The 24,021-nt window shown below is 61.1% G+C and carries 27 protein-coding genes; 11 read left to right on the top strand and 16 right to left on the bottom strand.

What is annotated here, in order from left to right; translation table 11 throughout:
* The first annotated feature begins 33 nt into the window (after positions 1-33).
* On the top strand, positions 34-846 hold the full coding sequence (gene mutM, locus KSS91_RS27290) for a bifunctional DNA-formamidopyrimidine glycosylase/DNA-(apurinic or apyrimidinic site) lyase (RefSeq protein ID WP_217836627.1): 813 nt from the start codon (positions 34-36) through the stop codon (positions 844-846).
* 141 nt (positions 847-987) lie between these two features.
* Here mutM and KSS91_RS27285 read toward each other — a convergent pair whose 3' ends face one another.
* From KSS91_RS27285 to KSS91_RS27265, 5 genes are all read right to left on the bottom strand, one after another.
* On the bottom strand, positions 988-1,239 hold the full coding sequence (locus KSS91_RS27285) for a YfhL family 4Fe-4S dicluster ferredoxin (protein ID WP_003195146.1): 252 nt from the start codon (positions 1,237-1,239) through the stop codon (positions 988-990).
* Between the two features lie 179 nt (positions 1,240-1,418).
* Positions 1,419-1,898, bottom strand: a complete 480-nt coding sequence (coaD, locus tag KSS91_RS27280; RefSeq protein ID WP_015097227.1) for a pantetheine-phosphate adenylyltransferase — start codon at positions 1,896-1,898, stop codon at positions 1,419-1,421.
* A 115-nt stretch (positions 1,899-2,013) separates the two neighbouring features.
* A complete protein-coding gene (locus KSS91_RS27275) occupies positions 2,014-3,609 on the bottom strand; it encodes a GMC family oxidoreductase (RefSeq protein ID WP_217836626.1) in 1,596 nt (531 codons plus the stop codon).
* Positions 3,610-3,761: 152 nt separating this feature from the next.
* Entirely contained in the window at positions 3,762-4,307 is a 546-nt protein-coding gene (locus KSS91_RS27270) for a twin-arginine translocation pathway signal protein (protein ID WP_217836625.1), read from the bottom strand.
* 28 nt (positions 4,308-4,335) lie between these two features.
* Positions 4,336-5,766 (bottom strand): coniferyl aldehyde dehydrogenase, encoded by a 1,431-nt coding sequence (locus tag KSS91_RS27265; RefSeq protein WP_126048109.1) that lies wholly within the window; start codon positions 5,764-5,766, stop codon positions 4,336-4,338.
* Positions 5,767-5,911: 145 nt separating this feature from the next.
* Between KSS91_RS27265 and KSS91_RS27260 the strand changes: the two genes are divergently transcribed.
* A complete protein-coding gene (locus KSS91_RS27260; RefSeq protein ID WP_015097223.1) occupies positions 5,912-6,583 on the top strand; it encodes a TetR/AcrR family transcriptional regulator in 672 nt (223 codons plus the stop codon).
* A gap of 34 nt (positions 6,584-6,617) precedes the next feature.
* Positions 6,618-7,472: a sulfurtransferase gene (locus tag KSS91_RS27255; protein ID WP_217836624.1), complete on the top strand. Its 855-nt coding sequence runs from the start codon at positions 6,618-6,620 to the stop codon at positions 7,470-7,472.
* Positions 7,473-7,593: 121 nt separating this feature from the next.
* Here KSS91_RS27255 and KSS91_RS27250 read toward each other — a convergent pair whose 3' ends face one another.
* The 5 genes from KSS91_RS27250 to KSS91_RS27230 are packed head-to-tail and all read right to left on the bottom strand — an operon-like array spanning position 7,594 to position 12,938.
* Positions 7,594-8,433: an AraC family transcriptional regulator gene (locus KSS91_RS27250; protein ID WP_217836623.1), complete on the bottom strand. Its 840-nt coding sequence runs from the start codon at positions 8,431-8,433 to the stop codon at positions 7,594-7,596.
* Positions 8,434-8,436: 3 nt separating this feature from the next.
* The gene (locus tag KSS91_RS27245) at positions 8,437-9,435 is read right to left on the bottom strand and encodes a hydrolase (protein WP_217836622.1); all 999 of its coding nucleotides are present in this window, start codon (positions 9,433-9,435) and stop codon (positions 8,437-8,439) included.
* Positions 9,436-9,491: 56 nt separating this feature from the next.
* Complete coding sequence (rsmD, locus tag KSS91_RS27240; RefSeq protein WP_015097219.1) at positions 9,492-10,100, bottom strand: 16S rRNA (guanine(966)-N(2))-methyltransferase RsmD; 609 nt, start codon at positions 10,098-10,100, stop codon at positions 9,492-9,494.
* Positions 10,100-11,590, bottom strand: coding sequence for a M16 family metallopeptidase (locus KSS91_RS27235; protein WP_217836621.1), 1,491 nt, complete (start codon positions 11,588-11,590; stop codon positions 10,100-10,102). Before KSS91_RS27235 ends, rsmD begins: the two co-directional genes overlap by 1 nt.
* Positions 11,583-12,938, bottom strand: a complete 1,356-nt coding sequence (locus KSS91_RS27230) for a M16 family metallopeptidase (protein ID WP_217836620.1) — start codon at positions 12,936-12,938, stop codon at positions 11,583-11,585. The genes KSS91_RS27235 and KSS91_RS27230 overlap by 8 nt, the downstream gene beginning before the upstream one ends.
* A gap of 343 nt (positions 12,939-13,281) precedes the next feature.
* Here KSS91_RS27230 and ftsY point away from each other — a divergent pair, with 343 nt between their 5' ends.
* The 4 genes from ftsY (at position 13,282) to rpoH (ending at position 17,476) form a co-directional block, all read left to right on the top strand.
* Positions 13,282-14,814: a signal recognition particle-docking protein FtsY gene (ftsY, locus tag KSS91_RS27225; RefSeq protein ID WP_217836619.1), complete on the top strand. Its 1,533-nt coding sequence runs from the start codon at positions 13,282-13,284 to the stop codon at positions 14,812-14,814.
* The gene (ftsE, locus tag KSS91_RS27220; protein ID WP_007975383.1) at positions 14,811-15,482 is read left to right on the top strand and encodes a cell division ATP-binding protein FtsE; all 672 of its coding nucleotides are present in this window, start codon (positions 14,811-14,813) and stop codon (positions 15,480-15,482) included. The genes ftsY and ftsE overlap by 4 nt, the downstream gene beginning before the upstream one ends.
* Positions 15,479-16,501: a permease-like cell division protein FtsX gene (gene ftsX / locus KSS91_RS27215; RefSeq protein WP_007975385.1), complete on the top strand. Its 1,023-nt coding sequence runs from the start codon at positions 15,479-15,481 to the stop codon at positions 16,499-16,501. Before ftsE ends, ftsX begins: the two co-directional genes overlap by 4 nt.
* Positions 16,502-16,621: 120 nt before the next feature.
* Complete coding sequence (gene rpoH / locus KSS91_RS27210; RefSeq protein ID WP_007975386.1) at positions 16,622-17,476, top strand: RNA polymerase sigma factor RpoH; 855 nt, start codon at positions 16,622-16,624, stop codon at positions 17,474-17,476.
* A gap of 159 nt (positions 17,477-17,635) precedes the next feature.
* On the opposite strand, the gene mtgA is transcribed toward rpoH, so the two are convergent.
* Positions 17,636-18,358: a monofunctional biosynthetic peptidoglycan transglycosylase gene (gene mtgA / locus KSS91_RS27205; RefSeq protein ID WP_126048094.1), complete on the bottom strand. Its 723-nt coding sequence runs from the start codon at positions 18,356-18,358 to the stop codon at positions 17,636-17,638.
* 74 nt (positions 18,359-18,432) lie between these two features.
* Here mtgA and KSS91_RS27200 point away from each other — a divergent pair, with 74 nt between their 5' ends.
* The 4 genes from KSS91_RS27200 (at position 18,433) to trmB (ending at position 20,675) form a co-directional block, all read left to right on the top strand.
* Positions 18,433-18,813 (top strand): DUF423 domain-containing protein, encoded by a 381-nt coding sequence (locus KSS91_RS27200; RefSeq protein WP_217836618.1) that lies wholly within the window; start codon positions 18,433-18,435, stop codon positions 18,811-18,813.
* Positions 18,814-18,884: 71 nt separating this feature from the next.
* A complete protein-coding gene (thiS, locus tag KSS91_RS27195) occupies positions 18,885-19,085 on the top strand; it encodes a sulfur carrier protein ThiS (protein ID WP_160386128.1) in 201 nt (66 codons plus the stop codon).
* A 60-nt stretch (positions 19,086-19,145) separates the two neighbouring features.
* Positions 19,146-19,940, top strand: a complete 795-nt coding sequence (locus KSS91_RS27190; RefSeq protein ID WP_007975390.1) for a thiazole synthase — start codon at positions 19,146-19,148, stop codon at positions 19,938-19,940.
* Between the two features lie 9 nt (positions 19,941-19,949).
* Positions 19,950-20,675 (top strand): tRNA (guanosine(46)-N7)-methyltransferase TrmB, encoded by a 726-nt coding sequence (gene trmB / locus KSS91_RS27185; protein WP_015097212.1) that lies wholly within the window; start codon positions 19,950-19,952, stop codon positions 20,673-20,675.
* Between the two features lie 131 nt (positions 20,676-20,806).
* Here trmB and KSS91_RS27180 read toward each other — a convergent pair whose 3' ends face one another.
* From KSS91_RS27180 to metW, 5 genes are read right to left on the bottom strand one after another with little or no spacing between them, the layout of a single operon-like run.
* Positions 20,807-21,130, bottom strand: coding sequence for a DUF3392 domain-containing protein (locus KSS91_RS27180; RefSeq protein WP_007975393.1), 324 nt, complete (start codon positions 21,128-21,130; stop codon positions 20,807-20,809).
* A 9-nt stretch (positions 21,131-21,139) separates the two neighbouring features.
* Positions 21,140-22,345, bottom strand: coding sequence for a radical SAM family heme chaperone HemW (gene hemW, locus KSS91_RS27175; protein ID WP_225923717.1), 1,206 nt, complete (start codon positions 22,343-22,345; stop codon positions 21,140-21,142).
* Complete coding sequence (rdgB, locus tag KSS91_RS27170; RefSeq protein ID WP_007975395.1) at positions 22,342-22,938, bottom strand: RdgB/HAM1 family non-canonical purine NTP pyrophosphatase; 597 nt, start codon at positions 22,936-22,938, stop codon at positions 22,342-22,344. Before rdgB ends, hemW begins: the two co-directional genes overlap by 4 nt.
* The gene (locus tag KSS91_RS27165; protein WP_015097210.1) at positions 22,935-23,369 is read right to left on the bottom strand and encodes a DUF4426 domain-containing protein; all 435 of its coding nucleotides are present in this window, start codon (positions 23,367-23,369) and stop codon (positions 22,935-22,937) included. The genes rdgB and KSS91_RS27165 overlap by 4 nt, the downstream gene beginning before the upstream one ends.
* Before the next feature lie 26 nt (positions 23,370-23,395).
* Positions 23,396-24,016, bottom strand: a complete 621-nt coding sequence (metW, locus tag KSS91_RS27160; RefSeq protein WP_007975398.1) for a methionine biosynthesis protein MetW — start codon at positions 24,014-24,016, stop codon at positions 23,396-23,398.
* Positions 24,017-24,021: the final 5 nt, after the last annotated feature.

Below are 24,021 nucleotides of genomic sequence, written 5' to 3'. Positions count from 1 at the left end.
CTTTCCAGGCCATGCGCCTGATCCGAGAGCACCATGCCTGAATTGCCAGAAGTCGAAACCACCCGTCGCGGCATCGCGCCGTACCTGGAAGGCCAGCGCGTCAGCCGGGTGATCGTGCGTGATCGCCGTCTGCGCTGGCCGATCCCCGAGGACCTCGATGTGCGCCTGTCCGGCCAGCGCATCGTATTGGTGGAGCGGCGCGCCAAGTACCTGCTGATCAACGCCGAAGTCGGCACCTTGATCAGCCATTTGGGCATGTCAGGCAACTTGCGTCTGGTGGAGGCCGGATTGCTGGCTGCCAAGCATGAGCATGTGGACATCGAACTGGAGTCGGGCCTGGCACTGCGTTACACCGACCCGCGGCGCTTCGGCGCCATGCTCTGGAGCCTCGATCCGCTCAATCACGAATTGCTGATTCGCCTGGGGCCGGAACCGCTGACCGACCTGTTCGACGGCGAGCGCCTGTTCCAGCAGTCCCGTGGCCGTTCGATGGCGGTCAAGCCGTTCATCATGGATAACGCGGTGGTGGTGGGCGTCGGCAATATCTATGCGACCGAAGCGTTGTTCGCCGCTGGAATCGACCCGCGCCGCGAAGCCAAGAGCATTTCCCGTGCGCGGTATTTGAAACTGGCCATCGAGATCAAGCGCATCCTGGCGGCCGCCATCGAGCGCGGCGGTACCACGCTGCGGGACTTTATCGGGGGTGACGGTCAGCCTGGCTATTTCCAGCAGGAACTGTTCGTGTACGGCCGTGGTGGCGAACACTGCAAGGTTTGTGGCACGGGGCTGCGGGAAGTGAAGCTGGGGCAGCGCGCCAGTGTTTTTTGCCCGCGTTGTCAGAGCTGATCGTCAATTATAGTTTCAGTGAGGCTGATGACGCTTTCGCGAGCAAGCCCGCTCCCACAGGGGATTTGTGTACGGCGCAGATCCCCTGTGGGAGCGGGCTTGCTCGCGAAGAGGCCCGAAAGAGCGCTGAAAGCCTGAAAATCAAGCCTTACCGGTAATCTTCCGATATTTCTCCATCAACTGTTCTTCAGTCTCCGGATGGGCTTCGTCCAGTGGAATGCAATCCACCGGGCAGACCTGCTGGCACTGCGGTTCGTCGTAGTGGCCGACACACTGGGTGCACAGGTTCGGGTCGATCACGTAGATCTCTTCGCCCTGGGAAATGGCGGCGTTCGGGCACTCGGGTTCGCAGACGTCGCAGTTGATGCAATCGTCGGTGATGATCAGGGACATGCTAACTCCAGCCGGGGCGGCAGGCCCGGGCGCAATAAACCAATGGGTACAATTGTGCCGCATTGGCGCTGTGGGAGCGAGCCTGCTCGCGAAAAACCATCTGACACTGCGGTCTATCCGGTTTTACGCGTCAACGTTGACGTCCATCGCGAGCAGGCTCGCTCCCACAGTGGCGGGGGTTACTTCTTGAAGCGCTCGGTCAGGGCTTCCGCCACCGTAGGGTGTACGAACTTGGTGATATCGCCACCCAGGGCCGCAATTTCACGGACCAGCGTCGAGGAGATGAACGAATAACGCTCGGACGGGGTCAGGAACAGGCTTTCCACATCCGGCGCCAGTTGGCGGTTCATGTTGGCCAGCTGGAATTCGTATTCAAAGTCCGACACCGCGCGCAAACCACGCAGGAACACGTTGGCATTCTGCTCTTTGGCGAAATGCGCCAGCAGCGTCGAGAAACCGACGACTTCTACGTTCGGCAGATGTTTAGTGACCTCGCGCGCCAGTTCCACCCGTTGTTCCAGAGGAAACAGAGGGTTTTTCTTCGGGCTGGCGGCGACGGCGATGATCACGTGATCGAACAGGCGCGAGGCGCGTTCGACCAGATCGCCATGGCCCTTGGTAATAGGGTCGAAGGTACCTGGGTACAACACTCGGTTCATCGCGTCGTCCTGGCGGGAATCCGTTGGGGAGTCGGATGGTATCGCAGCCTTCCCGGTCGGCCAAGTCGCCTGTTGGGTAAGAAAGCACTATAGACGATGGGAATAATCGTCATTTTCATGGGTTTTTTAAACGCTCGGCCAGGGAAGTTGCCAGTTGTGCCGTCAGTCCGTAGACCGACAATTGCGGATTGGCGCCAATGCTGGTGGGGAACAGCGAGCCGTCGTGGATCGACAGATTGCCCAACTGATGATGCCGGCCGAGGCTGTCGGTCACCGCGTTTGCCGGGTCCTCACCCATTGCGCAGCCACCCATCACATGGGCACTGCCCAGGCGTGTGCGGTACAACTCCAGGCTCAGGCCGTCGATCAGCGTGCGGGCTTCAGCGAGGGTCTTCACGTAACGGGCGTCGGCGTGCATAGGCATGACGGCCTTGGCGCCACCGGCAAACTGGATCTCGGCCATGCTGTGGAATGCCCGGCGCAAGCCATCCCAGGCGTAAGGCGAGAGCTGGTAATCCAGCAACGGCGTGTCGTCGCTGCGCAATTCGACGCTGCCACCGGGGCTGTCCGGGTGAAAGCCGTCCCGCAGCAACGCCAGCATGGCGTGGGTATGGGGCAGATTGGCCATGTGTTGCGAATTCTCCTGACCGAAACCGCCAAGCAAGGTTGCGGCCAGCGCCGGATGCAATGGCGGAACCTCCAGCTTGAAGGACATCTTGCCCGTGGTGCCGTCCTGCCACTGGAAGTGGTCGGAATAGATCGACTGCGGCGCACCGTAGAACGGGTTGACGACTTCATCGAACAACGCGGCGGACATGTTCACCGGGTGCAGGAACGTACGTTTGCCCAAGCGCTTGTGCGGGTCGGGTGCCCCGGAGCGCATCAGCAAGGCCGGGCTGTTGATGCCGCCACCGGCCAGCACGAAATGCCGTGCCTTGACCGTGATGGTGCGCCCGGTCGGTGCGACGCAGCGTTCATCCATAGCCGAGCAGTGCAGGCCGGTGATTTTGTCGCCGCTGATCATGAGTTTTTCGGCGCGGGCCAGGTAAAGCAGCTCGCCGCCTTTTTCCAGGGTCGCCGGAATGGTGGTGACCATCATCGATTGCTTGGCATTGGTCGGGCAGCCCATGCCGCAGTAGCCGAGGTTCCAGCAGCCGCGAACGTTGCGCGGGATGACGTGCCAGCTGTATCCCAGTTCCTGGCAGCCCTTGCGTATCACATCGTTATTGGCGTTGGGCGGCACCATCCACGGCGCGACGCCCAGGCGCTGCTCCATTTTCTCGAACCACGGCGCCATGTCCGCCGGGCTGTGACCCTTGACGTTGTGCTCTTTGGCCCAGTGTTCCAGGGTGGGTTCCGGGGTGCGGAAACTGGAGGTCCAGTTGATCAGCGTGGTGCCGCCCACCGCACGGCCCTGGAGGATGGTGATTGCGCCATCCTTGCTCATGCGGCCGATGCCTTCCTGATAGAGGCTGCTGTAGGCCTGGTCTTCGAGCAGCTTGAAGTCGCTGCTGGTCTTGAGCGGGCCTTCCTCGATCAGCAGCACTTTGAAGCCGGCCGCACTGAGGATTTCGGCGGTGGTACCGCCGCCGGCACCGCTGCCGATGATCGCCACGTCTGCTTCGAGTGTCAGGTCCTGGGTCAGTTGTGAGCCGTTGTAGGTTTTCCAGCCTCGGGCCATGCCTTCGCGAAACGGATCGGGTACGGGCATCTTTGATTCTCTTTTTATTGTTGGAGTAGACGGTGAAGCGGCTGACGCTATCGCGGGCAAGCCCGCTCCCACAGGGTCGAGTCGTTCACAAAAGGTGCGGCCACCTCAAACCTGTGGGAGCGTGGCTTGCCCGCGAAGGGGGCGACTCGATTTCAGACGGTGGGCGGCCCGGGATACCCGCAATGCGCCCACGATTCCTTGCGGCCGTACCAGGCCATCATCACCAGTTGCAGCATAGAGCTGTGGCCCATGCGCAACAGGCTCAACGAGCTGTTTTCCCAACGGTCGAGGAATTGCCGGATATCGTCGGCGCTGGCGTTTTCCCAGCTGCCCCAGATTCCGGTCAACGGTCCGCGAGTGACGGCCATGCCCAGCACATCGAACAGTTGCCGGGTCAGTTTGAGCATTTCCGGCGACAGATGCGCGAGGTTGTAATCCAGGCTTTCAAGTGTGCCTTCGACAGCCTCGGGCATCCGTTCGGAGGTCACGGCGCCATCGAGCATGACCGGAATCAACGCACGCAAGAACATCAGGTCGCCGCTGCGCAGCGTGACGAAGCCATTGGCCGGGACGCTCGCCGAACAGCCGCTGAGGCTGGCGCCCAACCCGGCAGTGGCGAGAAAGGCGCTGGCGCCGAGGCTGAATTTAAGCAACCCGCGCCGTGACAGCGCGGGTGTATCGGACAGACTGGGATTCATTATTGTTATTACCCGGCGGTGATGATCGTTAGCGGATGAACAGCTTCTGGATCAGCTTCTGGATCGACTTGCCATACGGCGGGTAAATCAGTTTCGCCGCGTTGAACCGCTGTTTGATCAAGACACCCTTGGCCTTGCTGAAGGTCAGGAAGCCTTCATGGCCGTGGTAGTGGCCCATGCCCGAGGCACCGATGCCGCCGAACGGCATGTCGTCCTGGGCGACATGCAGCAGTGTGTCGTTCAGGCACACGCCGCCGGAGTGGGTCTCGTGCAGCACGCGCTGTTGTTCGCGTTTGTCGTAGCCGAAGTAATACAGCGCCAGTGGGCGCGGGCGTTGATTGATGTAGGCAAACGCCTGGTCCAGATCCTTGTACGGCACGATCGGCAGCAGCGGCCCGAATATTTCGTCCTGCATCACCGTCATCTCGTCAGTGACATTGAGCAGCAGGCTATGGCTCATGCGGCGGCCCTGGCCCTGGTCGAACAGCGGCATCAGCAGCGCCCCCTTGCTGGTGGCGTCGCTGATATAGCCGTTGAGGCGGGCCAGTTGTCGCTCATTGATGATCGCGGTGTAGTCCGGGTTGTCGGCCAGCGTCGGATAAAACCCGCGGACGGCAGAGCGGTAGGCTTCGACGAAACCTCCCACGCGATCCTCCGGCACCAGCACATAGTCCGGGGCCACGCAGGTCTGGCCGGCGTTCAGGGTTTTACCGAAGGCGATGCGCTCGGCGGCGTCCTTGAGCGGTACATCGCGGGAAACGATGGCCGGGGACTTGCCGCCGAGCTCAAGGGTCACCGGGGTCAGGTTTTCCGCAGCGGCGCGCATCACGTGTTTGCCGATGCTGGTGGCGCCGGTGAACAGCAGGTGATCGAACGGCAGACGTGAAAACGCCACGCCAATGTCTGCCTCGCCAAGGACCACGCACACCAGGTCTTCGGGGAAGATGCGCGCCAGCAGTTGCTTCATCAGCAGGCCGGTCGCGGGGGTCGACTCACTGAGCTTGAGCATCACCCGGTTGCCCGCCGACAGCGCGCCGACCAACGGACCGACGGCCAGGTACAGCGGGTAGTTCCACGGCACGATGACCCCGACCACGCCCAGCGGTTGGTAAACGACTTTGGCAGAGGCGGGCTGGAATGCGACACCGACCTTGCGCCGCGAAGCTCGCATCCAGCCCTTGAGGTGTTTGCTGGCGTAATGGATGCCGTGCAGGCTGGGCATCAGTTCGGCGACCAGGGTTTCATCGGCGCTGCGATGGCTGAAGTCCTGGCTGATCGCATCGATCAAGGCCTGGCGTTCGCTGTTCAACAAATCCTTCAGGGCCTTGAGCCATTGCTGGCGCTGCGCGGCGGGCGGCATCGGGTTGGCGGCGTAGGCGGCACGCTGGGCGTCGAACAGGGCCTGAAGCTCTTCCAGCGGCTGCTGTAGGTTTTGCAGGTAGGAAATATCAGCAGTCATGGTCGGCTCCGGATTTATTTTAATAAGGCACTTTTTAGAGTCTATGCTCTAAAAAGTCAAATGACATCCAGGAACAGCTTTGTTTTATCCGCTCGCGGATAGATCTAAGATGCCCGTCAACGCACTCTGAATTAAAGCTCAAGCCATGGCCCCACGGATCAAAACCAGCGAGCGCATCGTGCAGAACAGCCTGGAGCTGTTCAACCAGCAGGGCGAGCGCAGCATCAGTACCAACCACATTGCTGCCCATATGGAAATTTCCCCGGGCAACCTGTACTACCACTTCCCTAACAAGCAGGCGATCATCGCCGTGCTGTTCAGCGAGTACGAAAGCCTGGTGGACAGCTTCCTGCGTCCGCCCCAGGGGCGTGCCGCCACGGTGGAAGACAAGCGCTTCTACCTCAAGGAGCTGCTGTCAGCGATGTGGCGCTACCGGTTTTTGCATCGCGATCTCGAACATTTGCTCGACAGCGACCCCGAGCTTGCCGACCGCTATCGGCGCTTTTCCCAGCGCTGCCTGATCCAGGGTGGGGCGATCTATGAAGGTTTTGTCGCCGCCGGCATTTTGAAAATGGACAAGGTGCAGATCGAATCCCTGACCCTCAATGCCTGGATCATCCTCACGTCCTGGGTGCGCTTCCTGTGCACCACGCGGGAGAACTCCAGCCACTTGAGCGAACAGGCCATTAAACGTGGGGTTTATCAGGTGCTGGTGCTGGAAGCCGGGTTCGTCACGGATCAGTCCCGCGATGCGGTCAAGGCCTTGTTCGAAGAGTTTTACGTGCCCCTGGCCCAGGCGCTCGAGGAAGTGTCGTAGGATCGACGTCTGATAAAAATCACAGGAGCCCGTTATGCCCATTGCGCAATTGATCAGCCCGCAAGCACTGGACCTGAAAAAGGATCAGCCGGGGCTGGTGATTCTCGATTGTCGTTTTGCCCTTGAAGACCCGGATTACGGTCAGCGCAGCTATGCCGAAGGGCACATCGCCGGTTCGAGCTATGCCGACCTCGAGCGTGATTTGAGTGGCGCGGTGGTCAAGGGCGTGACCGGGCGCCATCCGCTGCCCGAGCCGGCGCAACTGATCGAGCGCCTGCAGGCCTGGGGCATCAACGCCGATAGCGAGGTGGTTCTGTACGATGACGGCCCGGGTGCCTATGCGGCGCGGGCCTGGTGGTTGCTGGCCTGGTTGGGCAAGCGCGACGGTGTATTTATCCTCGATGGCGGCCTCAAGGCCTGGCACGCGGCCGGTTTGCCGCTAAGCCTGGATGCTCCGGCGATCACTCGTGGTTCCTTCACCGGCAGTCCTGACACGGCGTTGCTGATCAGTGCCGAACGGCTGCAGAAGCGCCTCTCCCGGCCGGAACTGACCCTGCTCGATGCCCGCGCACTGCCGCGCTTCAAGGGGGAAGTGGAACCGATCGATCCGATTGCCGGGCACATTCCCGGCGCTCAATGTGCGGCGTTTACCGACAACCTGGGCAGTGACGGGCGTTTTCTGCCGGCCGATCAACTCAAGCAGCGTTTTGCCGCAAAACTGGGCGATCGTTCGCCGAAGGATCTGGTGGCGTACTGCGGTTCCGGCGTGACGGCGTGCCACAACCTGTTTGCGTTGTGTCTGGCCGGTTATCCGTTGGGTTCGTTGTATGCCGGGTCGTGGAGTGAGTGGATCAACGAGCCTGCGCGGGGCGTTGCCACGGGCGAATAAACACCACACAACCCTGTGGGAGCGGGCTTGCTCGCGAAAGCGGTGGATCATTCAATATTGATGTTGACTGACACGACGCTTTCGCGAGCAAGCCCGCTCCCACATTGGTTTTTTGTCGCTATCAGGATTTTGGCAGTTGCCGGGCACTGCGATACGCCCCCGGTCCAACCCCATACACCTGCTTGAACTGCCGACTCAGGTGGCTCTGGTCGGCAAACCCCAGTTGCATGGCGACTTCCAGCGGCAGACAACCACTCTGCAGCAACGCCCGCGCCCGTGCGATGCGCTGTTGCATCAACCAGGTGTGCGGCGGCATGCCGGTGGCCCGACGGAACACCCGGGCGAAATGGAAGGGCGAGAGGTTGACCGCCGCCGCCAGCGTCTCCAGTGAGGGCGGCGCTGCCAGTTGCGCGTGCAGCAATTCCTTGGCCAGGCTCACGGCTCGGTGTTCCTTGCCGGGTTTACCGGCATCGGGCACCGCCGCGTGACGCTGCAACAGCGACAGCACCAGTTCGCGCCAGACCGTTTGTTGCTGCAAGGCGGTGGCGGGGCTTTCCAGCAAGCGATGGAGTTGGCAGAAGCCGTTCACCAGGTCCTGGTCGCGATACAGCGTGGCGCCGAAGGCCGGCAGGTGGTGGGTCGGCAGTTCGAGTTCGGCCAGCAGCGAGGTTATCTGCCCGCTGTCCGGATAAAACGCCCGGTAAAGCCAGCCATCCTCGGTGCCTTTGTGGCCGGTGTGCAATTCATCGGGGTTGATCAGCACCAGCGTGCCGCTGCCCGCGAGGTGTTCGGCACCGCGATAGCGGTAACGCTGGGCGCCGGCCATGATCATGCCGATCACATAGCCGTCATGCACGTGCGGGGCAAAACGATGATCGATGTAGCGGGCGGACAATAACTCGACCCCGGTCAGGGGCGGGGTTTGCCAGAAGTGGATTGACTCGCCCTGGTCAGCGTCCATGATTCAAACGCGCCCGGTGAGGGCCAGCCACTCGGGGATGCGCCGTTCAAGGTAGTAACCCGGTTGCCTGAGCGTGCCGTCGACGAAGCCGACATGCCCGCCCTTGGCTTGCAGCTCGAATTGCGTGGATGCGGACAACTCATCGGCGTGCGGCAAGCTGTGGGGAAACACGAAGGGATCGTCGGCGGCCTGTATCATCAAGGTCGGCGTACGAATTTCGCCAAGGAAATAGCGACTTGATGCGCGGCGATAGTAATCCTCGGCATCGGCGAAGCCGTGCAGTGGCGCGGTGACGCGGCCATCGAAATCCCAGAACGTGCGCATGTTTTCCAGCGAGCCAAGCGCAGCTAATGCGGCCAGTCCATCCTCGCGTCCGTCGTGCTGGAACTGTCGCTGTTTGTTCTTGATGTAGGCGACCATCTCGCGCATGAAATGTGCCTGGTAAACCTTGGAGAAACCCTGGCCGATGCGGTCGGCGCACTGGTCCAGGCGTAACGGCACCGATACCGCCACGGCTGCAGCCACACCGCTGTCGCTGCCGGTTTCGCCCAGATGCTTGAGCAGGACATTGCCCCCCAGGGAGTAACCCACCGCATACAGGGGGGCGAGAGGTCGTTTGGCCCGCAAGTGTTTGATCGCTTCGGCCAGGTCATCACTGGCACCGGAGTGGTAACTGCGTGGCAGCAGATTGGGTTCGCCAGAGCAACCGCGCCAGTTCAGCGCGACGCTGGCCCAACCCCGGTCACCCAGGGTTTTTTGCAAGCCAGCGACATAAGGTGAATTCGAGGACCCGGTGAGCCCGTGCAGCACCAGCACCAAGGGCGCGTCGACGCTGTGCGGACCGTGCCAGTCCAGATCGAGAAAGTCGCCATCTTCAAGCCACAGGCGTTCGCGCTCGCGGCCGATGTGCACGGTTTTACGCCACAGCGGCCCCCACAAGGTTTGCAAGTGCGGGTTACCGAGGCCGAAGGCTGGGGTGAAGCGTTCTGGCGGATGGGGCACGTTCTTTCTCGATGCAGCGGTGCGTATCGGGTACGCACCTTTTTCAGGCCGGTCGATTAACCGGCGATCTCTGCCATACGTTGCCACAACGAGTAGTAGACGCGCCCGGATTTCTGCTCGCGGTGCAGGCGCCAGTTCTCCGGCAGGCCCAGGGTCGACGGCGCGGACTCGCTTTCGGTGTACACCCAGGCATCTTCGGCCAGCCATTGGCGCTCTTCGAGCAACTTGCAAACGGCGGGCAGCAGGTTCTGGTTGAACGGTGGGTCGAGGAACACCAGGTCGTAGGCCGTTGCGGTCTGGGTTTCCAGATATCGCAGGGCATCGGCGGTCTGGACCTGGCCGTTGGTGCACCGCAGGGTGCCCAGGTGCTCCTTCAGGCTGGACACCGCGATGCTGCTGGCGTCCAGCGCCTGGCCCATGGCCGCGCCACGGGACAGGGCTTCGAGGAACAGCGCGCCGCTGCCGGTGAACGGGTCGAGCACCTTGGCGCCCGGCACGTAAGGCGCGAGCCAGTTGAACAGGGTTTCACGCACGCGGTCCGGCGTCGGGCGCAGGCCCGGGGCGTCGGGGAAGCTCAGTTTGCGGCTGCGCCATTCGCCACCGATGATGCGCAGCTGGTTCACGCCGTTATGGACGTTTTTGGCGGGTTTCTTGGGACTGGCCATTAATGCTCCGGAACCCCGAGCGGCTGCTCGGAAGGTTTATCAGTAGGGGCCGGTAACGGCTTTTGCGGCACGGTCGGGCCAGCGCTGACGATGACCATTTTGTCTGTGCCCAGGTGTTTGTTCATGGCGGCTTTGACCTGTTCGACGGTCAAGGCCTGAGACTGTTGCATGAATTCTTCCAGGTGGCTCAACGGCAGGTTGTAGAAACCGATGGCGCCCAGTTGGCCGACGATATCGGCGTTGCTGGCGGTGGACAGCGGGAAGCTGCCGGCCAGTTCGCGCTTGGCGTCGTCGAGCTCCTTTTCGGTCGGGCCGGTTTCAAGGTAGTCGGCCAGGACGTCCTGCACCAGTTTCAGGGTGCCTTCGCTCATCTCGGCGCGGGTCTGCAGGTTGATCATGAACGGGCCGCGCACCTGCATCGGGGTGAAGCCCGAATACACGCCGTAGGTCAGGCCACGCTTCTCGCGCACTTCGCTCATCAACCGGGTGCCGAAACCGCCGCCACCGAGAATCTGGTTGCCCATGGACAGCGCCGCGTAGTCCGGATCGTCGCGATCGATGCCCAATTGCGCGAGCATCAGGTTGGTCTGCTTGGACGGGAACTCTATGTGGCCGATGCTCGCCTTCGGCTCAGTCGGCTGCGCGACTTTTGGCAATGCCGGACCTTTGGGCAGGGCGGCGGAAACCTGTGCGGCAATCGTTTCGGCTTCGGCGCGGGACAGGTCGCCGACCAGCGCGATCACCACGTTACCCGCTGCGTAGGCTTTCTCGTGGAAAGCACGCAGCTGTGCCTGGGTGATCGCCGGTACGCTTTTCGCCGTGCCGTCGCTGGAATGCGCGTACGGGTGATCACCGTACAAGCGGCTCATCAGTTCCAGGCTCGCCAGTTTGCCGGGGTTCTGTTTCTGGTATTCGAAACCGGCGAGCATCTGGTTCTTGATGCGCAGCAGTGAGTCGGCAGGGAAGGTCGGCTTGCCGATGACTTCGGCAAACAGCTTCAGGGCCGGCTCGCGCTTGTCCTTGGTACTCAGGCTGCGCAGTGAAGCGATTGCCATGTCTTTGTAAGCACCGTTGCCGAAATCGGCGCCCAGGCCTTCGAAGCCCTGGGCAATGGCGCCGACGTCTTTGCCGGCCACGCCTTCGTTGAGCATGGCGTTGGTCAACAGCGCCAGGCCCGGCGTATCGCCGTCCTGGCTGCTGCCGGCGGCGAAGATCAGGCGCATGTCGAACATCGGCAGCTCATGGGCTTCGACGAACAGCACCTTGGTGCCTTCGGCCGTGTTCCAGGTCTGCACGTCCAGCTTGCGGTGGTCCGGCGCCTTGCCGTTGAGCTCGGTCAGCGATTGCAGTTTCTGGCTGGCCTTGGCTTTGTCCAGAGCTTCACTGGCACTGGTTTCGCCGGAGCGCGACATGTAGAACGCGGCAGAGCCGATAACGGCGACAGCGATCAGCCCGATCAGGGGCAGACGGGAGGGTTTACGCTCACTCATGAGTCGTCTCCAGAGGCAGTACATGGGCGACGCTGAGACGTTCGCGGGTGAAATACAGCTTGGCGGCTTTCTGGATATCTTCCGGAGTGACGCTTTCCAGGTCGGCCAGTTCGGTGTCCATCAGCCGCCATGACAGGCCGACGGTTTCCAGTTGGCCAATGGCTGTGGCCTGGCTGGTGATCGAGTCACGCTCGTAGACCAGGCCGGCGATGACTTGTGCACGAACCCGTTCGAGTTCTTCGGCAGTCGGCGCAGTAGTTTTCAACTGATCGAGCAGCTTCCACAATCCGGCTTCTGCCTGGGCGATGGTCTTGTGTTTCTGCGAGTTTGGCGATGCCGACAGGGTGAACAGGCTATCGCCACGGGTGTAGGCGTCGTAACTCGACGAGCCGCCGGACACCAGTTCTTCTCCGCGCTCCAGTTGCGTCGGGATGCGCCCGCTGTAGCCGCCGTCGAGCAGCGCCGAGATCAGGCGCAGGGCATTGACCAGGCGTTTGTCTTCGGCGGTGGCAATGCTCGGCACGTTGAAGGCCAGCATCAGGCTGGGCAGTTGGGTTTGCACATGCAGGGTGATCTGGCGCTCGCCCGGTTCGGCCAGCTCCAGCGGCTTTTTCGCGGCCGGCACATCACGCTTGGCGATCGGGCCGAAATAGCGTTGGGCCAGAGCCTTGACTTCGTCCGGCGTCACGTCGCCGACCACTACCAGCGTGGCGTTGTTCGGCACGTACCAGGTCTGGTACCAGTGGCGCAGTTCTTCGACCTTCATTCGCTCAAGATCGGCCATCCAGCCGATGGTCGGCGTGTGATAGCCGCTGGCCGGGTAAGCCATGGCCTTGAAGCGCTCATAGGCTTTGGACATCGGCTTGTCGTCGGTGCGCAGGCGACGTTCTTCCTTGATGACCTCGATTTCCTTGGCGAACTCGTCGGCCGGCAGGCGCAGGCTGGCCATGCGGTCGGCTTCCAGTTCGAAGGCTACGCCCAGGCGATCCCGGGCCAGCACCTGGTAGTACGCGGTGAAGTCGTCGCTGGTGAATGCATTCTCTTCGGCGCCGAGGTCGCGCAGGATCAGCGAGGCTTCACCGGGGCCGACCTTCTCGCTGCCCTTGAACATCATGTGTTCCAGAGCGTGGGACAGGCCGGTATTGCCCGGCGTCTCATAGCTGGAGCCGACCTTGTACCAGACCTGGGAAACCACAACAGGCGCACGATGGTCTTCGCGCACGACCACCTTCAAGCCATTGTCGAGAGTGAATTCGTGGGTGGGTTGCGGGTCGGCAGCCAGGGCCGAAAGGGGCAGGCAAACTGTGCTGAGCAGCAGGCCTGCGGCGCGGCGGGCAAGAGCATTCATTCGTTTTCAAACCTTTGGGGCTGCCCGCTTGTTCTTAGCGTCAGCGGGCGAGAGGGTGCTAGGATACTGATCCGTTTTACTGGCGGCCACGCCTATCAGGCCTTTGATTGGCCTGCGGGTTGTATGGGTTACCGGCAGAAACTTTGAGTTTGTCAGCTAAACTCTGCGTTTTCGCCGACGATGCCGTTTCAGTCCTTCGTATTAGTCGACCTTTGAGGCGCCGTTGGCACCTCGACAAAATGTTGCGCGTGAACAAGCTGGGTCAATCACAGTCTGTTCTGCATCGATTATTTATTTGCCGGGGCGCCATTGGCGCGTCGCTACCGTGAGATAGCCGTCCTCCATGTTTGGTTCCAACGACGACAAGAAGACCCCAGCTGCGGCTGGCGAGAAGAAAAGCCTGTTCGGATGGCTGCGCAAAAAGCCGCAGGAACCCGTCGTCGAACAGCCACAAGCCATTCCTGAGCCAGCGCCGACGCCGGTCCCGGTAATAGAAGAAGCGCCCGCGCCGGTTGTTCTGCCGGTTGCCGAGCCGTTGCTGCAACCCAAGGTTGAAGCCGCTCCCGAACCCGTAAGCAAAATTGTCACCGAGCGGCCGCTGGCCCCTACAGCCGAACCGTGGTTGACCCTGCCGGTAGCCGAAGAGCCCGTGGCATTGGTCGAAAATGACCTGGCCCCCCACGTGACCCCGCCGATTCCGGCCCCGGCAGCGTTTACGCCTGCACCGGTTCACGCGCCTGTGGTCGAAGCGATGGTTGAACCCGTCGTCGTGGCCGAGCCTGTTCCCGTTGTCAGCCAGGCAGAGGTTCCGGTATTCGTTGCTCCGGTTGCTCCGGTTGCTCCGGTTGCTCCGGTTGCTCAAGCACCGGCACCCGCTCCGACGCCTGCGCCGATCGCGACGCCCGTCGAAACCCCGGTAGAACCCGTACGCACCGAAGAAACCAAAGCCGGTTTCTTCGCCCGCCTCAAGCAGGGCCTGTCCAAGACCAGCGCCAGTATCGGCGAAGGCATGGCCAGCCTGTTCCTGGGCAAAAAGGTCATTGATGATGAACTGCTCGAGGACCTCGAAACCCGTTTGCTGACCGCCGACGTCGGTGTCGAAGCCACTTCGGTGATCATTCAGCGTCTGACGCAGAAGGTTGCGCGCAAGGAGCTGGCCGACGCCGACGCCCTGTACAAATCCCTGCAAGCCGAGCTGGCGGCCATGCTCAAGCCCGTCGAGCAGCCGCTGAAAATCGCCTCGCAGAACAAGCCGTTCGTGATTCTGGTCGTCGGCGTCAACGGTGCTGGCAAGACCACCACCATCGGCAAGCTGGCTAAGAAACTGCAGTTGGAAGGCAAAAAAGTCATGCTTGCCGCCGGCGACACCTTCCGTGCTGCGGCGGTAGAGCAGTTGCAGGTCTGGGGCGAGCGTAACAAGATCCCGGTGATCGCCCAGCATACTGGCGCCGACTCGGCCTCGGTGATCTTCGATGCCGTGCAGGCCGCCAAGGCTCGCGGCATCGATGTGCTGATCGCCGACACCGCTGGCCGCCTGCACACCAAAGACAACCTGATGGAAGAGCTGAAAAAGGTTCGCCGCGTCATCGGCAAGCTCGACGCCGACGCACCTCACGAAGTGCTCCTGGTGCTTGACGCCGGCACGGGCCAGAACGCCATCAACCAGGCCAAACAATTCAACCAGACCGTCGAACTGACCGGCCTGGCGCTGACCAAGCTCGACGGCACCGCCAAAGGCGGGGTGATTTTCGCCCTGGCCAAGCAATTCGGCCTGCCGATCCGCTACATCGGCGTTGGCGAAGGCATCGATGATTTGCGTACCTTTGAAGCAGAACCCTTTGTCCAGGCATTGTTTGCCGAGCGGGAGCGTTCATGATTCGTTTCGAACAGGTCGGTAAGCGCTACCCGAACGGTCACGTCGGCTTGCATGAGCTGAGCTTTCGAGTCCGTCGTGGCGAGTTTCTGTTTGTCACCGGCCATTCCGGCGCCGGTAAAAGCACCTTGTTGCGGCTGTTGCTGGCCATGGAGCGTCCGACCAGCGGCAAATTGCTGCTCGCCGGGCAAGACCTGAGCACCATCAGCAACGCACAGATTCCTTTCCTGCGTCGGCAGATCGGCGTGGTGTTCCAGAATCACCAGTTGTTGTTCGATCGCACGGTGTTCAATAACGTCGCATTGCCTTTGCAGATCCTCGGGCTGTCCAAGGCCGAGATCGCCAAGCGCGTGGACTCGGCGCTGGAGCGAGTAGCGCTGTCGGATAAAACCGATTTGTACCCGGGAGACCTGTCCACCGGTCAGCAGCAGCGCGTCGGCATCGCCCGCGCCATCGTCCATCGCCCGGCCTTGCTGCTGGCGGATGAACCGACCGGTAACCTCGACCCGCGTCTGGCCGCCGAGATCATGGGTGTGTTCGAAGACATCAATCGCCTGGGCACCAGCGTGCTGATCGCCAGTCACGACCTGGCCCTGATCGCCCGCATGCGCCATCGCATGCTGACGCTGCAACGCGGTCGATTGATCGGTGACGGGGAGGCCGCGGTATGAGTGCAACACGTAGCCCCAAGGTTTCCGAGCGCGTGGCCCCGAAAGCCGCCGATCCGCAGCCGCAAAAGAAAAAACACGACGATGACGACGGGCCGGACTTCGCCACGTTGTTCCGCGCCTGGATCGAAAGCCATCGCGCCAGCATGGTCGACAGCCTGCGTCGCCTGGGCAAGCAGCCTATCGGCAGTTTTTTCACCTGCATGGTGATGGCGGTGGCCCTGAGCTTGCCCATGGGGCTGTCACTTTTGCTAAGTAACGTCGAGCGTCTGGGGGGTTCCTGGCAGCGTGCGGCGCAGATTTCCCTGTATCTGGACCTTGAGGCCAAGCCGGCCGAAGGTGAATCGCTGCGCGATCAGATCAAGGGCATGCCGGGCGTCGCCGACGCCGAATACGTTGGCCGGGATCAGGCGCTGGAAGAGTTCCAGCAACAGTCGGGGCTGGGCGAGGCGCTCAAGGAATTGCCGGAGAACCCGCTGCCGGGCGTGGTCCTGGTGACGCCGAACGAGGTCGACAAGCCGGCCCTTGAAGCATTAAGACAAAAACTATCCGAGCTGCCGAAGGTACAGCAGGCGCAACTTGATTTAGTCTGGGTCGAGCGTCTGGCAGCCATCCTCAAGCTGGGTGACCGTTTTGTCTTCGGTCTGACCGTGCTTCTGGTTTCTGCATTACTTTTGGTGATAGGCAATACCATTCGTCTTCATATTGAAAACCGCCGCACAGAGATAGAAGTGATTAAACTGGTTGGCGGCACTGACAGCTATGTGCGCAGGCCCTTCCTGTACATGGGGGCGCTGTATGGCTTCGGTGCGGGGATTCTGTCCTGGGGCGTGCTTGCGTTCGGCCTTGATTGGCTGAACGACGCGGTGGTAGGGCTGGCCGGTCTGTACGGTAGTGATTTTGCGCTGGCTGGAGTGCCAGTTGCCGACGGTCTGTCTCTCTTGCTTGGCGCGGTGCTGTTGGGGTATATCGGTGCATGGATTGCAGTCGCACGCCACCTGAGGGAGCTTGCGCCTAAGTAGTATCATTTTGCTCGTATTGACCTTTCAGCGTTTATGGGTTTTAGGGAACTTGTCTTTCGGTTTCCGGTCAATTTTCGCAGTGCTGAACTGCACGAGTTTGTAAGTCGGAGGTTTTTTCGTATGACCAATTCTTTGCAACCTGCATATGCTCTGGTCCCGGGTGCGAACCTGGAGGCCTATGTGCACACCGTCAACAGCATTCCATTGCTGTCGCCGGAGCAGGAGCGTGAACTGGCCGAGAGTCTCTATTATGAGCAGGATTTGGGGGCGGCTCGGCAGATGGTGCTCGCCCACCTGCGTTTTGTCGTACATATCGCCCGTAGCTATTCCGGCTACGGCCTGGCCCAGGCTGACCTGATCCAGGAAGGCAACGTCGGCCTGATGAAGGCCGTGAAGCGCTTCAACCCGGAAATGGGCGTGCGCCTGGTGTCCTTTGCCGTGCACTGGATCAAGGCGGAAATCCACGAGTTCATCCTGCGCAACTGGCGCATCGTGAAAGTCGCGACCACCAAGGCCCAGCGCAAGCTGTTCTTCAACCTGCGCAGCCAGAAAAAACGCCTGGCCTGGTTGAACAACGAGGAAGTTCATCGCGTAGCTGAAAGCCTGGGTGTAGAGCCTCGGGAAGTGCGTGAGATGGAAAGCCGCCTGACCGGCCATGACATGGCCTTCGACCCGGCTGCCGAAGCGGACGACGACAGTGCTTTCCAGTCGCCGGCCAACTATCTGGAAGACCACCGGTACGATCCGGCGCGTCAACTGGAAGACGCCGACTGGAGCGACAACTCCAACCACAATCTGCACGAAGCGCTGGAAGTGCTGGACGACCGTAGCCGTGACATTCTCTACCAGCGCTGGCTGGCAGAAGAAAAAGCCACGCTGCACGACCTGGCGCAGAAGTACAACGTGTCGGCCGAGCGTATTCGCCAGCTCGAGAAGAGCGCGATGAACAAGCTCAAGTTGTCGATCGCTGCGTAACTGGCGAGCAGGCAGTAAAAAAACCGAGCAGTGATCCTGTGGGAGCGAGCTTGCTCGCGATGAGGTCCGAACATTCAATACATAAGTTGAATGTCAGGCCGTCATCGCGGGCAAGCCCGCTCCCACAGTGGTTTTCAGGGCCTGAAGAATTGTGATCGGTTATTGGGACCAAGGTGCCCGACGCGAATCGTTCAGGCCCACCAGGTAGCTATCCCCGCCCAATTGGCTCATCTGTTGTCGAATCCAACCCGCTCGCCGCGATACGTATGAAGTCGGATGGCTTGCGCTCCAGACCCGCGGGTTTGGCAGTACGGCGGCCAGCAAGCTCGATTGCTGTCGGCTGAGGTTTTTCGCGCTGGTCCCAAAATGATGCCGTGCCGCAGCCTCTGCGCCAAACACCCCGTCATCCCACTCAACGCTATTCAGGTACACCTCAAGAATTCGCTGCTTTGGCCAGAACACTTCGATCAGCCCGGTGAACCAGGCTTCCAGGCCTTTGCGCAGCCAGCTGCGGCCAGACCACAGGAACAGGTTTTTCGAGACTTGCTGGCTGAGTGTGCTGGCGCCACGGATCGAACCGCCGCGCTCGTTATGGGCAAACGCCGCCTGAATCGCGCCGATATCGAAGCCCCAGTGCTCCGGGAATTTCTGGTCTTCGCCGGCAATCACCGCGACTTTCAGGTCGTCGGAGATCTCGTCCCAGGGTTTCCAGGTCCGTTGCAGGTCGATGGGCTCACCGTCAAACCAGGATTCGATCTTGCGCTCGACCATCAGCGTCGTCCCCGGAGGCGGCACCACGCGAAAGATCAGCACCAGCAATACGCTGCCACCCATGAACCAGAGCACGGCCTTGGAGAAATGACGGAAATAGATACGCAGCATAGAGATGGCTTGGCCGAACCCGTTGAGCGGGCCATTATACAGGCCCTTTGGATCGAAACTGACTGGAGTTCTGCATGCTGCGTGGCTTTCTGATGCTGGCCGCTTTTTTCGGCTTCACCGGTGTCGGCCTCGGGGCCTTTGCCGCCCATGGCCTGAAGAACCGCCTGAGCGCCGAGTACCTGGCGATCTTCCACACTGGCGTCACCTACCAACTGGTGCACGCCCTGGCGTTGCTCGGTATCGCAGCGCTGGCCGCGCAGGTTCCCGGTCGTTTGGTCACCTGGGCCGGCGCATCGTTTGCCGTCGGAATCCTGTTGTTTTCCGGCAGTCTTTACGTGCTGACGCTGACGGGTATCAGCAAGCTCGGCATCATCACGCCTTTCGGCGGTCTAGCATTCCTCGTGGGCTGGTTCTGCCTGGGACTCGCCGCCTGGCGCTTGCAGCTTACCGCTTGACGCTTGTTGCTGACCTTTAGGTCATGATCGGGCTAGAATGCCTGCCCCAAAAAATGATGGCGGCATCCGGCATGCGCATTCAGTTGAACGGCGAATCCTTTGAACTGCCCGACGGTGAAACCGTTGCGGCCCTGATCACCCGTCTGGACCTGACCGGACGCCGGGTGGCGGTCGAACTCAATCTGGATATCGTCCCGCGCAGTCAGCATGCAGACACCACGTTGAACGACGGCGACAACGTCGAAGTGGTGCACGCCATCGGCGGCGGCTAGTAGTTTCGGCCGAGTGGCCACAGAATTCTGCAAGAACCTCACCCCTACAGAGGATTTCCCATGAGCATCGTTCGCAGCGACAAGCCTTTCGTCCTGGCTGGTCGTACTTACCAGTCGCGTTTGCTGGTCGGTACCGGCAAGTACCGTGACATGGAAGAAACCCGCCTGGCCATCGAAGCCTCGGGTGCCGAGATCGTCACCTTCGCCGTGCGCCGCACCAACCTCGGTCAGATCGAGGGCGAGCCGAACCTGCTCGAAGTGCTGTCGCCGGATCGCTACACCTTCCTGCCGAACACCGCCGGTTGCTACGACGCCATCGAAGCCGTGCGCACCTGCCGCCTGGCCCGTGAGCTGCTCGATGGCCACAATCTGGTGAAGCTGGAAGTGCTGGCCGATCAGAAAACCCTGTTCCCCAACGTGATCGAAACCCTCAAGGCCGCTGAAACGCTGGTCAAGGAAGGCTTCGACGTGATGGTCTACACCAGCGATGACCCGATCATCGCCCGGCAACTGGCGGAAATCGGTTGCATCGCGGTGATGCCACTGGCCGGTCTGATCGGTTCGGGTCTGGGTATCTGCAATCCGTACAACCTGCAGATCATCCTCGAAGAAGCCAAAATCCCGGTGCTGGTGGATGCCGGCGTCGGTACCGCTTCCGACGCCACCATCGCCATGGAGCTGGGGTGTGATGCGGTGCTGATGAACTCGGCCATTGCCCACGCCCAGCAGCCGGTCATGATGGCTGAAGCCATGAAACATGCGATCGTCGCAGGCCGCCTGGCTTACCTCGCCGGCCGTATGCCGAAAAAACTCTATGCCAGCGCCTCTTCGCCGCTGGATGGTCTGATCAAGTAAGAGCCATTGATGACTGAATCGAACGACACGCCAATCCAGACGGAAGAAGGCGACGAGCGCCAACACCGCCGCATCAAGAGTTTCGTGATGCGTGCCGGGCGCATGACCGAAGGCCAGCAACGCGGCCTGGAGCAGGGCGCGCCGCTGTTCGTGCTGCCGCTGGCCGACGCGCCGGTGAATTTCGACCAGGTGTTCGGTCGCTCGGCACCGCGCTCGCTGGAAATCGGTTTCGGCATGGGCCATTCGTTGCTGGAAATGGCAGCGGCTGCGCCGGACCAGGACTTCATCGGCGTCGAGGTTCACCGTCCGGGTGTCGGGGCGCTGCTCAATGGCGTGCTGACGCAAGGCCTGACCAACCTGCGGGTCTACGATTGCGATGCGATCGAAGTGCTCAACCGCTGCGTGGCCGATAACAGCCTTGATCGCCTGATGCTGTTTTTCCCGGATCCGTGGCACAAGAGCCGTCACCACAAGCGTCGTATCGTCCAGGCGTCCTTCGCCGAGCTGGTACGCAGCAAGTTGAAGGTCGGCGGCATTCTGCACATGGCCACCGACTGGGAACCGTACGCAGAATACATGCTGGAAGTGATGAACGTTGCGCCGGGTTACCGCAACCTGGCCGAAGACGGCAAGTGCGTACCGCGCCCGGCCGAGCGCCCGATCACCAAGTTCGAACGCCGTGGCGAGCGTCTTGGGCATGGCGTGTGGGATTTGAAGTTCGAGAAGCAGTCTTAAACTGTACTCAATACAAACTGTGGGAGCGGGCTTGCTCGCGAAGGCGTCGTGTCAGTCGACATTAATGTTGTCTGATACACCGCATTCGCGAGCAAGCCCGCTCCCACATTTGTTTTGTGTGTGGCTTGAGATCAGCGGCGGTCAGCTACTACGCCAATGAGTACCAGCACCACCAACAACACCGGCGCCAGGCTGTAGTTGTTGAACTGGCTCAAGCCGCGCACGACCCAGGGCGTGGCATAGATCAGCGCCGCACCGCTGCCGATCATGCACAGTAGAGCCATCAGTGGCACGCGCAAGGCGCCGGCGATGCTGCCCAGGCGCTGCTCGACCCAGCCTTTGAAATCCGCACCAAACAGCACCAGCAGGCAGCCCACCAGGGCCAGGGCGATTTCCGAGAGATTGCTGCGGCTCCAGCGAGACACGGTGGCAAGCAGGTCGAGTACCAAATCCATTCGATTTCCTTATGTCAGAAATTTCTGCAGCAAGTCGTTGAGGAAGAGTTGTCCGCGTTCGGTGGCTACCAGGCGTGACGGTTCGACCTGCAACAGGCCGCTTTGTTCGGCTTCACGTCGGCCTTCAGCAAGGCTTTCCAGGGTCATGCCGGTACGTTCAGGGTACAGCCGCGATTCGACGCCTTCTGTCAGGCGCAGCGCGTTCATCAGGAATTCGAACGGCATTTCGTCGTTGGTCAGCGCTTTCTCGCCGGCCCGGAAGCTTTTCGCCGGATTCAGGTAATCCTTCGGCAGGCGGGTTTTCCAGGTGCGGACAATGCGCCCGTCCGGGTGACTGAGCTTGCCGTGGGCACCGGCGCCAATGCCGATGAAGTCGCCAAAACTCCAGTAGTTGAGGTTGTGTCGCGCCGGGCGACCGGGCAGGGCATAGGCCGAGACTTCGTACTGTGCGTAACCGTGTTCGGCCAGCAGCGCTTGCCCGGCCTCCTGAATGTCCCACAGCGTGTCGTCTTCCGGCAGTGTCGGCGGCTGGTTCCAGAACACCGTGTTCGGTTCCAGGGTCAGTTGATACCACGACAGGTGTGTCGGTTTCAGGGCGATGGCTGTGCGCAGGTCGGCCAAGGCATCGTCCAGGGACTGATTCGGCAAGCCATGCATCAAGTCCAGGTTGAAGTTATCGAAGCCGGCCTGCCGCGCCATGCCGGCGGCACGTACGGCTTCGTCGCCGTTGTGAATCCGGCCCAGGGCCTGGAGTTTTTCCTGCTGGAAGCTCTGGATGCCGATCGACAGGCGGTTGATCCCCAGTTTCCGGTACGCCACGAACTTGTCTTGCTCGAACGTACCCGGGTTGGCTTCCAGCGTGATTTCGATGTCGCTGGCAAAGGGGATGCGTTGTTCGACGCCTTTGAGCAAGCGACCCAGGGAATCGGCACTGAACAGGCTCGGCGTGCCACCACCAAAGAAGATCGAGCTCAGTTCACGGCCATAGACGGCGTGCAGGTCCTGGTCGAGATCCGCCAGCAACGCGTCGACATACTCTTCTTCCGGCAGCTCAGGGCTGGCGGTGTGGGAGTTGAAGTCGCAATAAGGGCATTTGCGCACACACCACGGGATGTGGATGTACAGCGCCAGGGGCGGCAACACAGGCAATGCCGCCCGGGGCGATGAAGCGTCGCCGCCGAAGATCAGCGGCGACGCGGATGATTCACGGGTCATTTCAAGCCCAGACGCTGGCGCAGCAGATCCATTGCACGGGCGCGGTGGCTGATCTGGTTCTTGTCGGCAGGGCTCAACTCGGCGCTGGAGCAATCGCGCTCCGGCACCCAGAACAGCGGGTCGTAGCCAAAACCGTGTTCGCCGCTGGCCTGGGTCAGGATTCGCCCGTGCCACAAACCTTCGCAGAGGATCGGCAACGGATCGTCGGCGTGACGTACCAGTGCCAGCACGCAGACGAACTGCGCCCCACGCTCGGCTTCAGGCACGTCTTTCAGCACGTCGAGGAGCTTGGCGTTGTTCGCTGCATCGCCCTTGCCGTCGGCATAACGCGCCGAATAAATGCCAGGCGCACCACCGAGGAAATCCACCGCCAGCCCGGAATCGTCGGCCAGCGCCGGCAAACCGGAAATGCGCGCGGCATTACGGGCCTTGAGGATGGCGTTCTCGACGAACGACAGACCGGTTTCTTCAGGCTCGACGCTGCTGAACTCGCCGATCGAGCGCAGATGCACCGACTCGCCGAGCATGGCCTGGAGTTCCTTGAGTTTGCCGGCGTTATGGCTGGCCAATACGAGTTGCGTGAAGTTGATCATTGGCCAGGGAAGAGCTCTTGGTTGAAATTGATGGTGTTGATTTTGTCACCGGTCTGCACCTTGATCTCGAAGGTGCGGACTTCCTGCTGATCCACCGGATATTGCGCGATGTAGTAGATCGCGCCTTGTTCGGTGATCTGTTTGAACTTCAGTGGCACGGTCTGGCTGGTCAGGTCTTTGACCGAACCGCTCACCTGGGCCATCAGTGGCTTGCCTTCCTTGAGCACCGAGATATTGATCACGCCCTGGTTCTTGCTGCGGACCAGTTCGGCGGACTTGGCAATGTCCGGGGTCAGGAAGGTGGAGTTGAAGGTGTTGTAGTGCACCGTCACGTCGCCGAAGGTTTCCTGGCGCTCGCCCTTGATGGCTTCGGCGCCCATGGCGGTGACGCTCAGGCAGGCAGTGAGTAGAAACAAAGCAAGACGACCCATGATCGTTCTCCTTGAAATAAGTTGGATCAGACCGCGACCTTGTGGTCGGAAAGTCCCGGACTGCTGACGCGGTAGATTCCGATCTCACCTAACAGATTAGGCCATAGCTTACTGGCCCACCCGTGCCGATGCTGTTGATCCACGGCAAGCCGATCAATGACCTTCGCTTCACGTTCGCGACACAAGGCTTCAAAGTCCGCGAAGGTGCAGAAGTGGATGTTCGGCGTGTTGTACCAGGTGTACGGCAGGAACTCGGAAACCGGCATCCGGCCCTTGCTCGCCAGGTACCAGCGGCAGCGCCAGTGACCGAAATTCGGGAAGGTAATGATGCACTGACGGCCCACGCGCAGCATTTCTTCGAGGATCTTGTCCGGGTAATGCACGGCTTGCAGCGCCTGGGTCATGACCACGATGTCGAAACTGTTGCTGGCGAAGTTGCCCAAGCCCTTGTCCAGGTCCTGTTCGATGACGTTGATGCCCTTGGCCACGCACTCGGCAATGTTGTCGGCGTCGTTTTCCAGGCCATAACCGGTGACCTGCTTGTTGTCGCGCAGCCAGGTCAGCAGTTCGCCATCGCCGCACCCGAGGTCGAGCACGCGGCTGCCGGCGGGGATCCATTCCTGGATGATTTCCAGATCAGCTCTCATGGCTT

The sequence above is a fragment of the Pseudomonas azerbaijanorientalis genome, from assembly GCF_019139795.1.
Lineage (GTDB): Bacteria > Pseudomonadota > Gammaproteobacteria > Pseudomonadales > Pseudomonadaceae > Aquipseudomonas > Aquipseudomonas laurylsulfatiphila.
This window is presented reverse-complemented; position numbering and strand designations above follow the sequence as displayed.

What these genes read in the sequence shown, in the direction of transcription:
- mutM (WP_217836627.1), top strand. Translation starts at nt 34, where the DNA reads ATGCCTGAATTGCCAGAAGTCGAAACCACCCGTCGCGGCATCGCGCCG.
- KSS91_RS27285 (WP_003195146.1), bottom strand. Translation starts at nt 1,239, where the DNA reads ATGTCCCTGATCATCACCGACGATTGCATCAACTGCGACGTCTGCGAA.
- coaD (WP_015097227.1), bottom strand. Translation starts at nt 1,898, where the DNA reads ATGAACCGAGTGTTGTACCCAGGTACCTTCGACCCTATTACCAAGGGC.
- KSS91_RS27275 (WP_217836626.1), bottom strand. Translation starts at nt 3,609, where the DNA reads ATGCCCGTACCCGATCCGTTTCGCGAAGGCATGGCCCGAGGCTGGAAA.
- KSS91_RS27270 (WP_217836625.1), bottom strand. Translation starts at nt 4,307, where the DNA reads ATGAATCCCAGTCTGTCCGATACACCCGCGCTGTCACGGCGCGGGTTG.
- KSS91_RS27265 (WP_126048109.1), bottom strand. Translation starts at nt 5,766, where the DNA reads ATGACTGCTGATATTTCCTACCTGCAAAACCTACAGCAGCCGCTGGAA.
- KSS91_RS27260 (WP_015097223.1), top strand. Translation starts at nt 5,912, where the DNA reads ATGGCCCCACGGATCAAAACCAGCGAGCGCATCGTGCAGAACAGCCTG.
- KSS91_RS27255 (WP_217836624.1), top strand. Translation starts at nt 6,618, where the DNA reads ATGCCCATTGCGCAATTGATCAGCCCGCAAGCACTGGACCTGAAAAAG.
- KSS91_RS27250 (WP_217836623.1), bottom strand. Translation starts at nt 8,433, where the DNA reads ATGGACGCTGACCAGGGCGAGTCAATCCACTTCTGGCAAACCCCGCCC.
- rsmD (WP_015097219.1), bottom strand. Translation starts at nt 10,100, where the DNA reads ATGGCCAGTCCCAAGAAACCCGCCAAAAACGTCCATAACGGCGTGAAC.
- KSS91_RS27235 (WP_217836621.1), bottom strand. Translation starts at nt 11,590, where the DNA reads ATGAGTGAGCGTAAACCCTCCCGTCTGCCCCTGATCGGGCTGATCGCT.
- KSS91_RS27230 (WP_217836620.1), bottom strand. Translation starts at nt 12,938, where the DNA reads ATGAATGCTCTTGCCCGCCGCGCCGCAGGCCTGCTGCTCAGCACAGTT.
- ftsY (WP_217836619.1), top strand. Translation starts at nt 13,282, where the DNA reads ATGTTTGGTTCCAACGACGACAAGAAGACCCCAGCTGCGGCTGGCGAG.
- ftsE (WP_007975383.1), top strand. Translation starts at nt 14,811, where the DNA reads ATGATTCGTTTCGAACAGGTCGGTAAGCGCTACCCGAACGGTCACGTC.
- ftsX (WP_007975385.1), top strand. Translation starts at nt 15,479, where the DNA reads ATGAGTGCAACACGTAGCCCCAAGGTTTCCGAGCGCGTGGCCCCGAAA.
- rpoH (WP_007975386.1), top strand. Translation starts at nt 16,622, where the DNA reads ATGACCAATTCTTTGCAACCTGCATATGCTCTGGTCCCGGGTGCGAAC.
- mtgA (WP_126048094.1), bottom strand. Translation starts at nt 18,358, where the DNA reads ATGCTGCGTATCTATTTCCGTCATTTCTCCAAGGCCGTGCTCTGGTTC.
- KSS91_RS27200 (WP_217836618.1), top strand. Translation starts at nt 18,433, where the DNA reads ATGCTGCGTGGCTTTCTGATGCTGGCCGCTTTTTTCGGCTTCACCGGT.
- thiS (WP_160386128.1), top strand. Translation starts at nt 18,885, where the DNA reads ATGCGCATTCAGTTGAACGGCGAATCCTTTGAACTGCCCGACGGTGAA.
- KSS91_RS27190 (WP_007975390.1), top strand. Translation starts at nt 19,146, where the DNA reads ATGAGCATCGTTCGCAGCGACAAGCCTTTCGTCCTGGCTGGTCGTACT.
- trmB (WP_015097212.1), top strand. Translation starts at nt 19,950, where the DNA reads ATGACTGAATCGAACGACACGCCAATCCAGACGGAAGAAGGCGACGAG.
- KSS91_RS27180 (WP_007975393.1), bottom strand. Translation starts at nt 21,130, where the DNA reads ATGGATTTGGTACTCGACCTGCTTGCCACCGTGTCTCGCTGGAGCCGC.
- hemW (WP_225923717.1), bottom strand. Translation starts at nt 22,345, where the DNA reads ATGACCCGTGAATCATCCGCGTCGCCGCTGATCTTCGGCGGCGACGCT.
- rdgB (WP_007975395.1), bottom strand. Translation starts at nt 22,938, where the DNA reads ATGATCAACTTCACGCAACTCGTATTGGCCAGCCATAACGCCGGCAAA.
- KSS91_RS27165 (WP_015097210.1), bottom strand. Translation starts at nt 23,369, where the DNA reads ATGGGTCGTCTTGCTTTGTTTCTACTCACTGCCTGCCTGAGCGTCACC.
- metW (WP_007975398.1), bottom strand. Translation starts at nt 24,016, where the DNA reads ATGAGAGCTGATCTGGAAATCATCCAGGAATGGATCCCCGCCGGCAGC.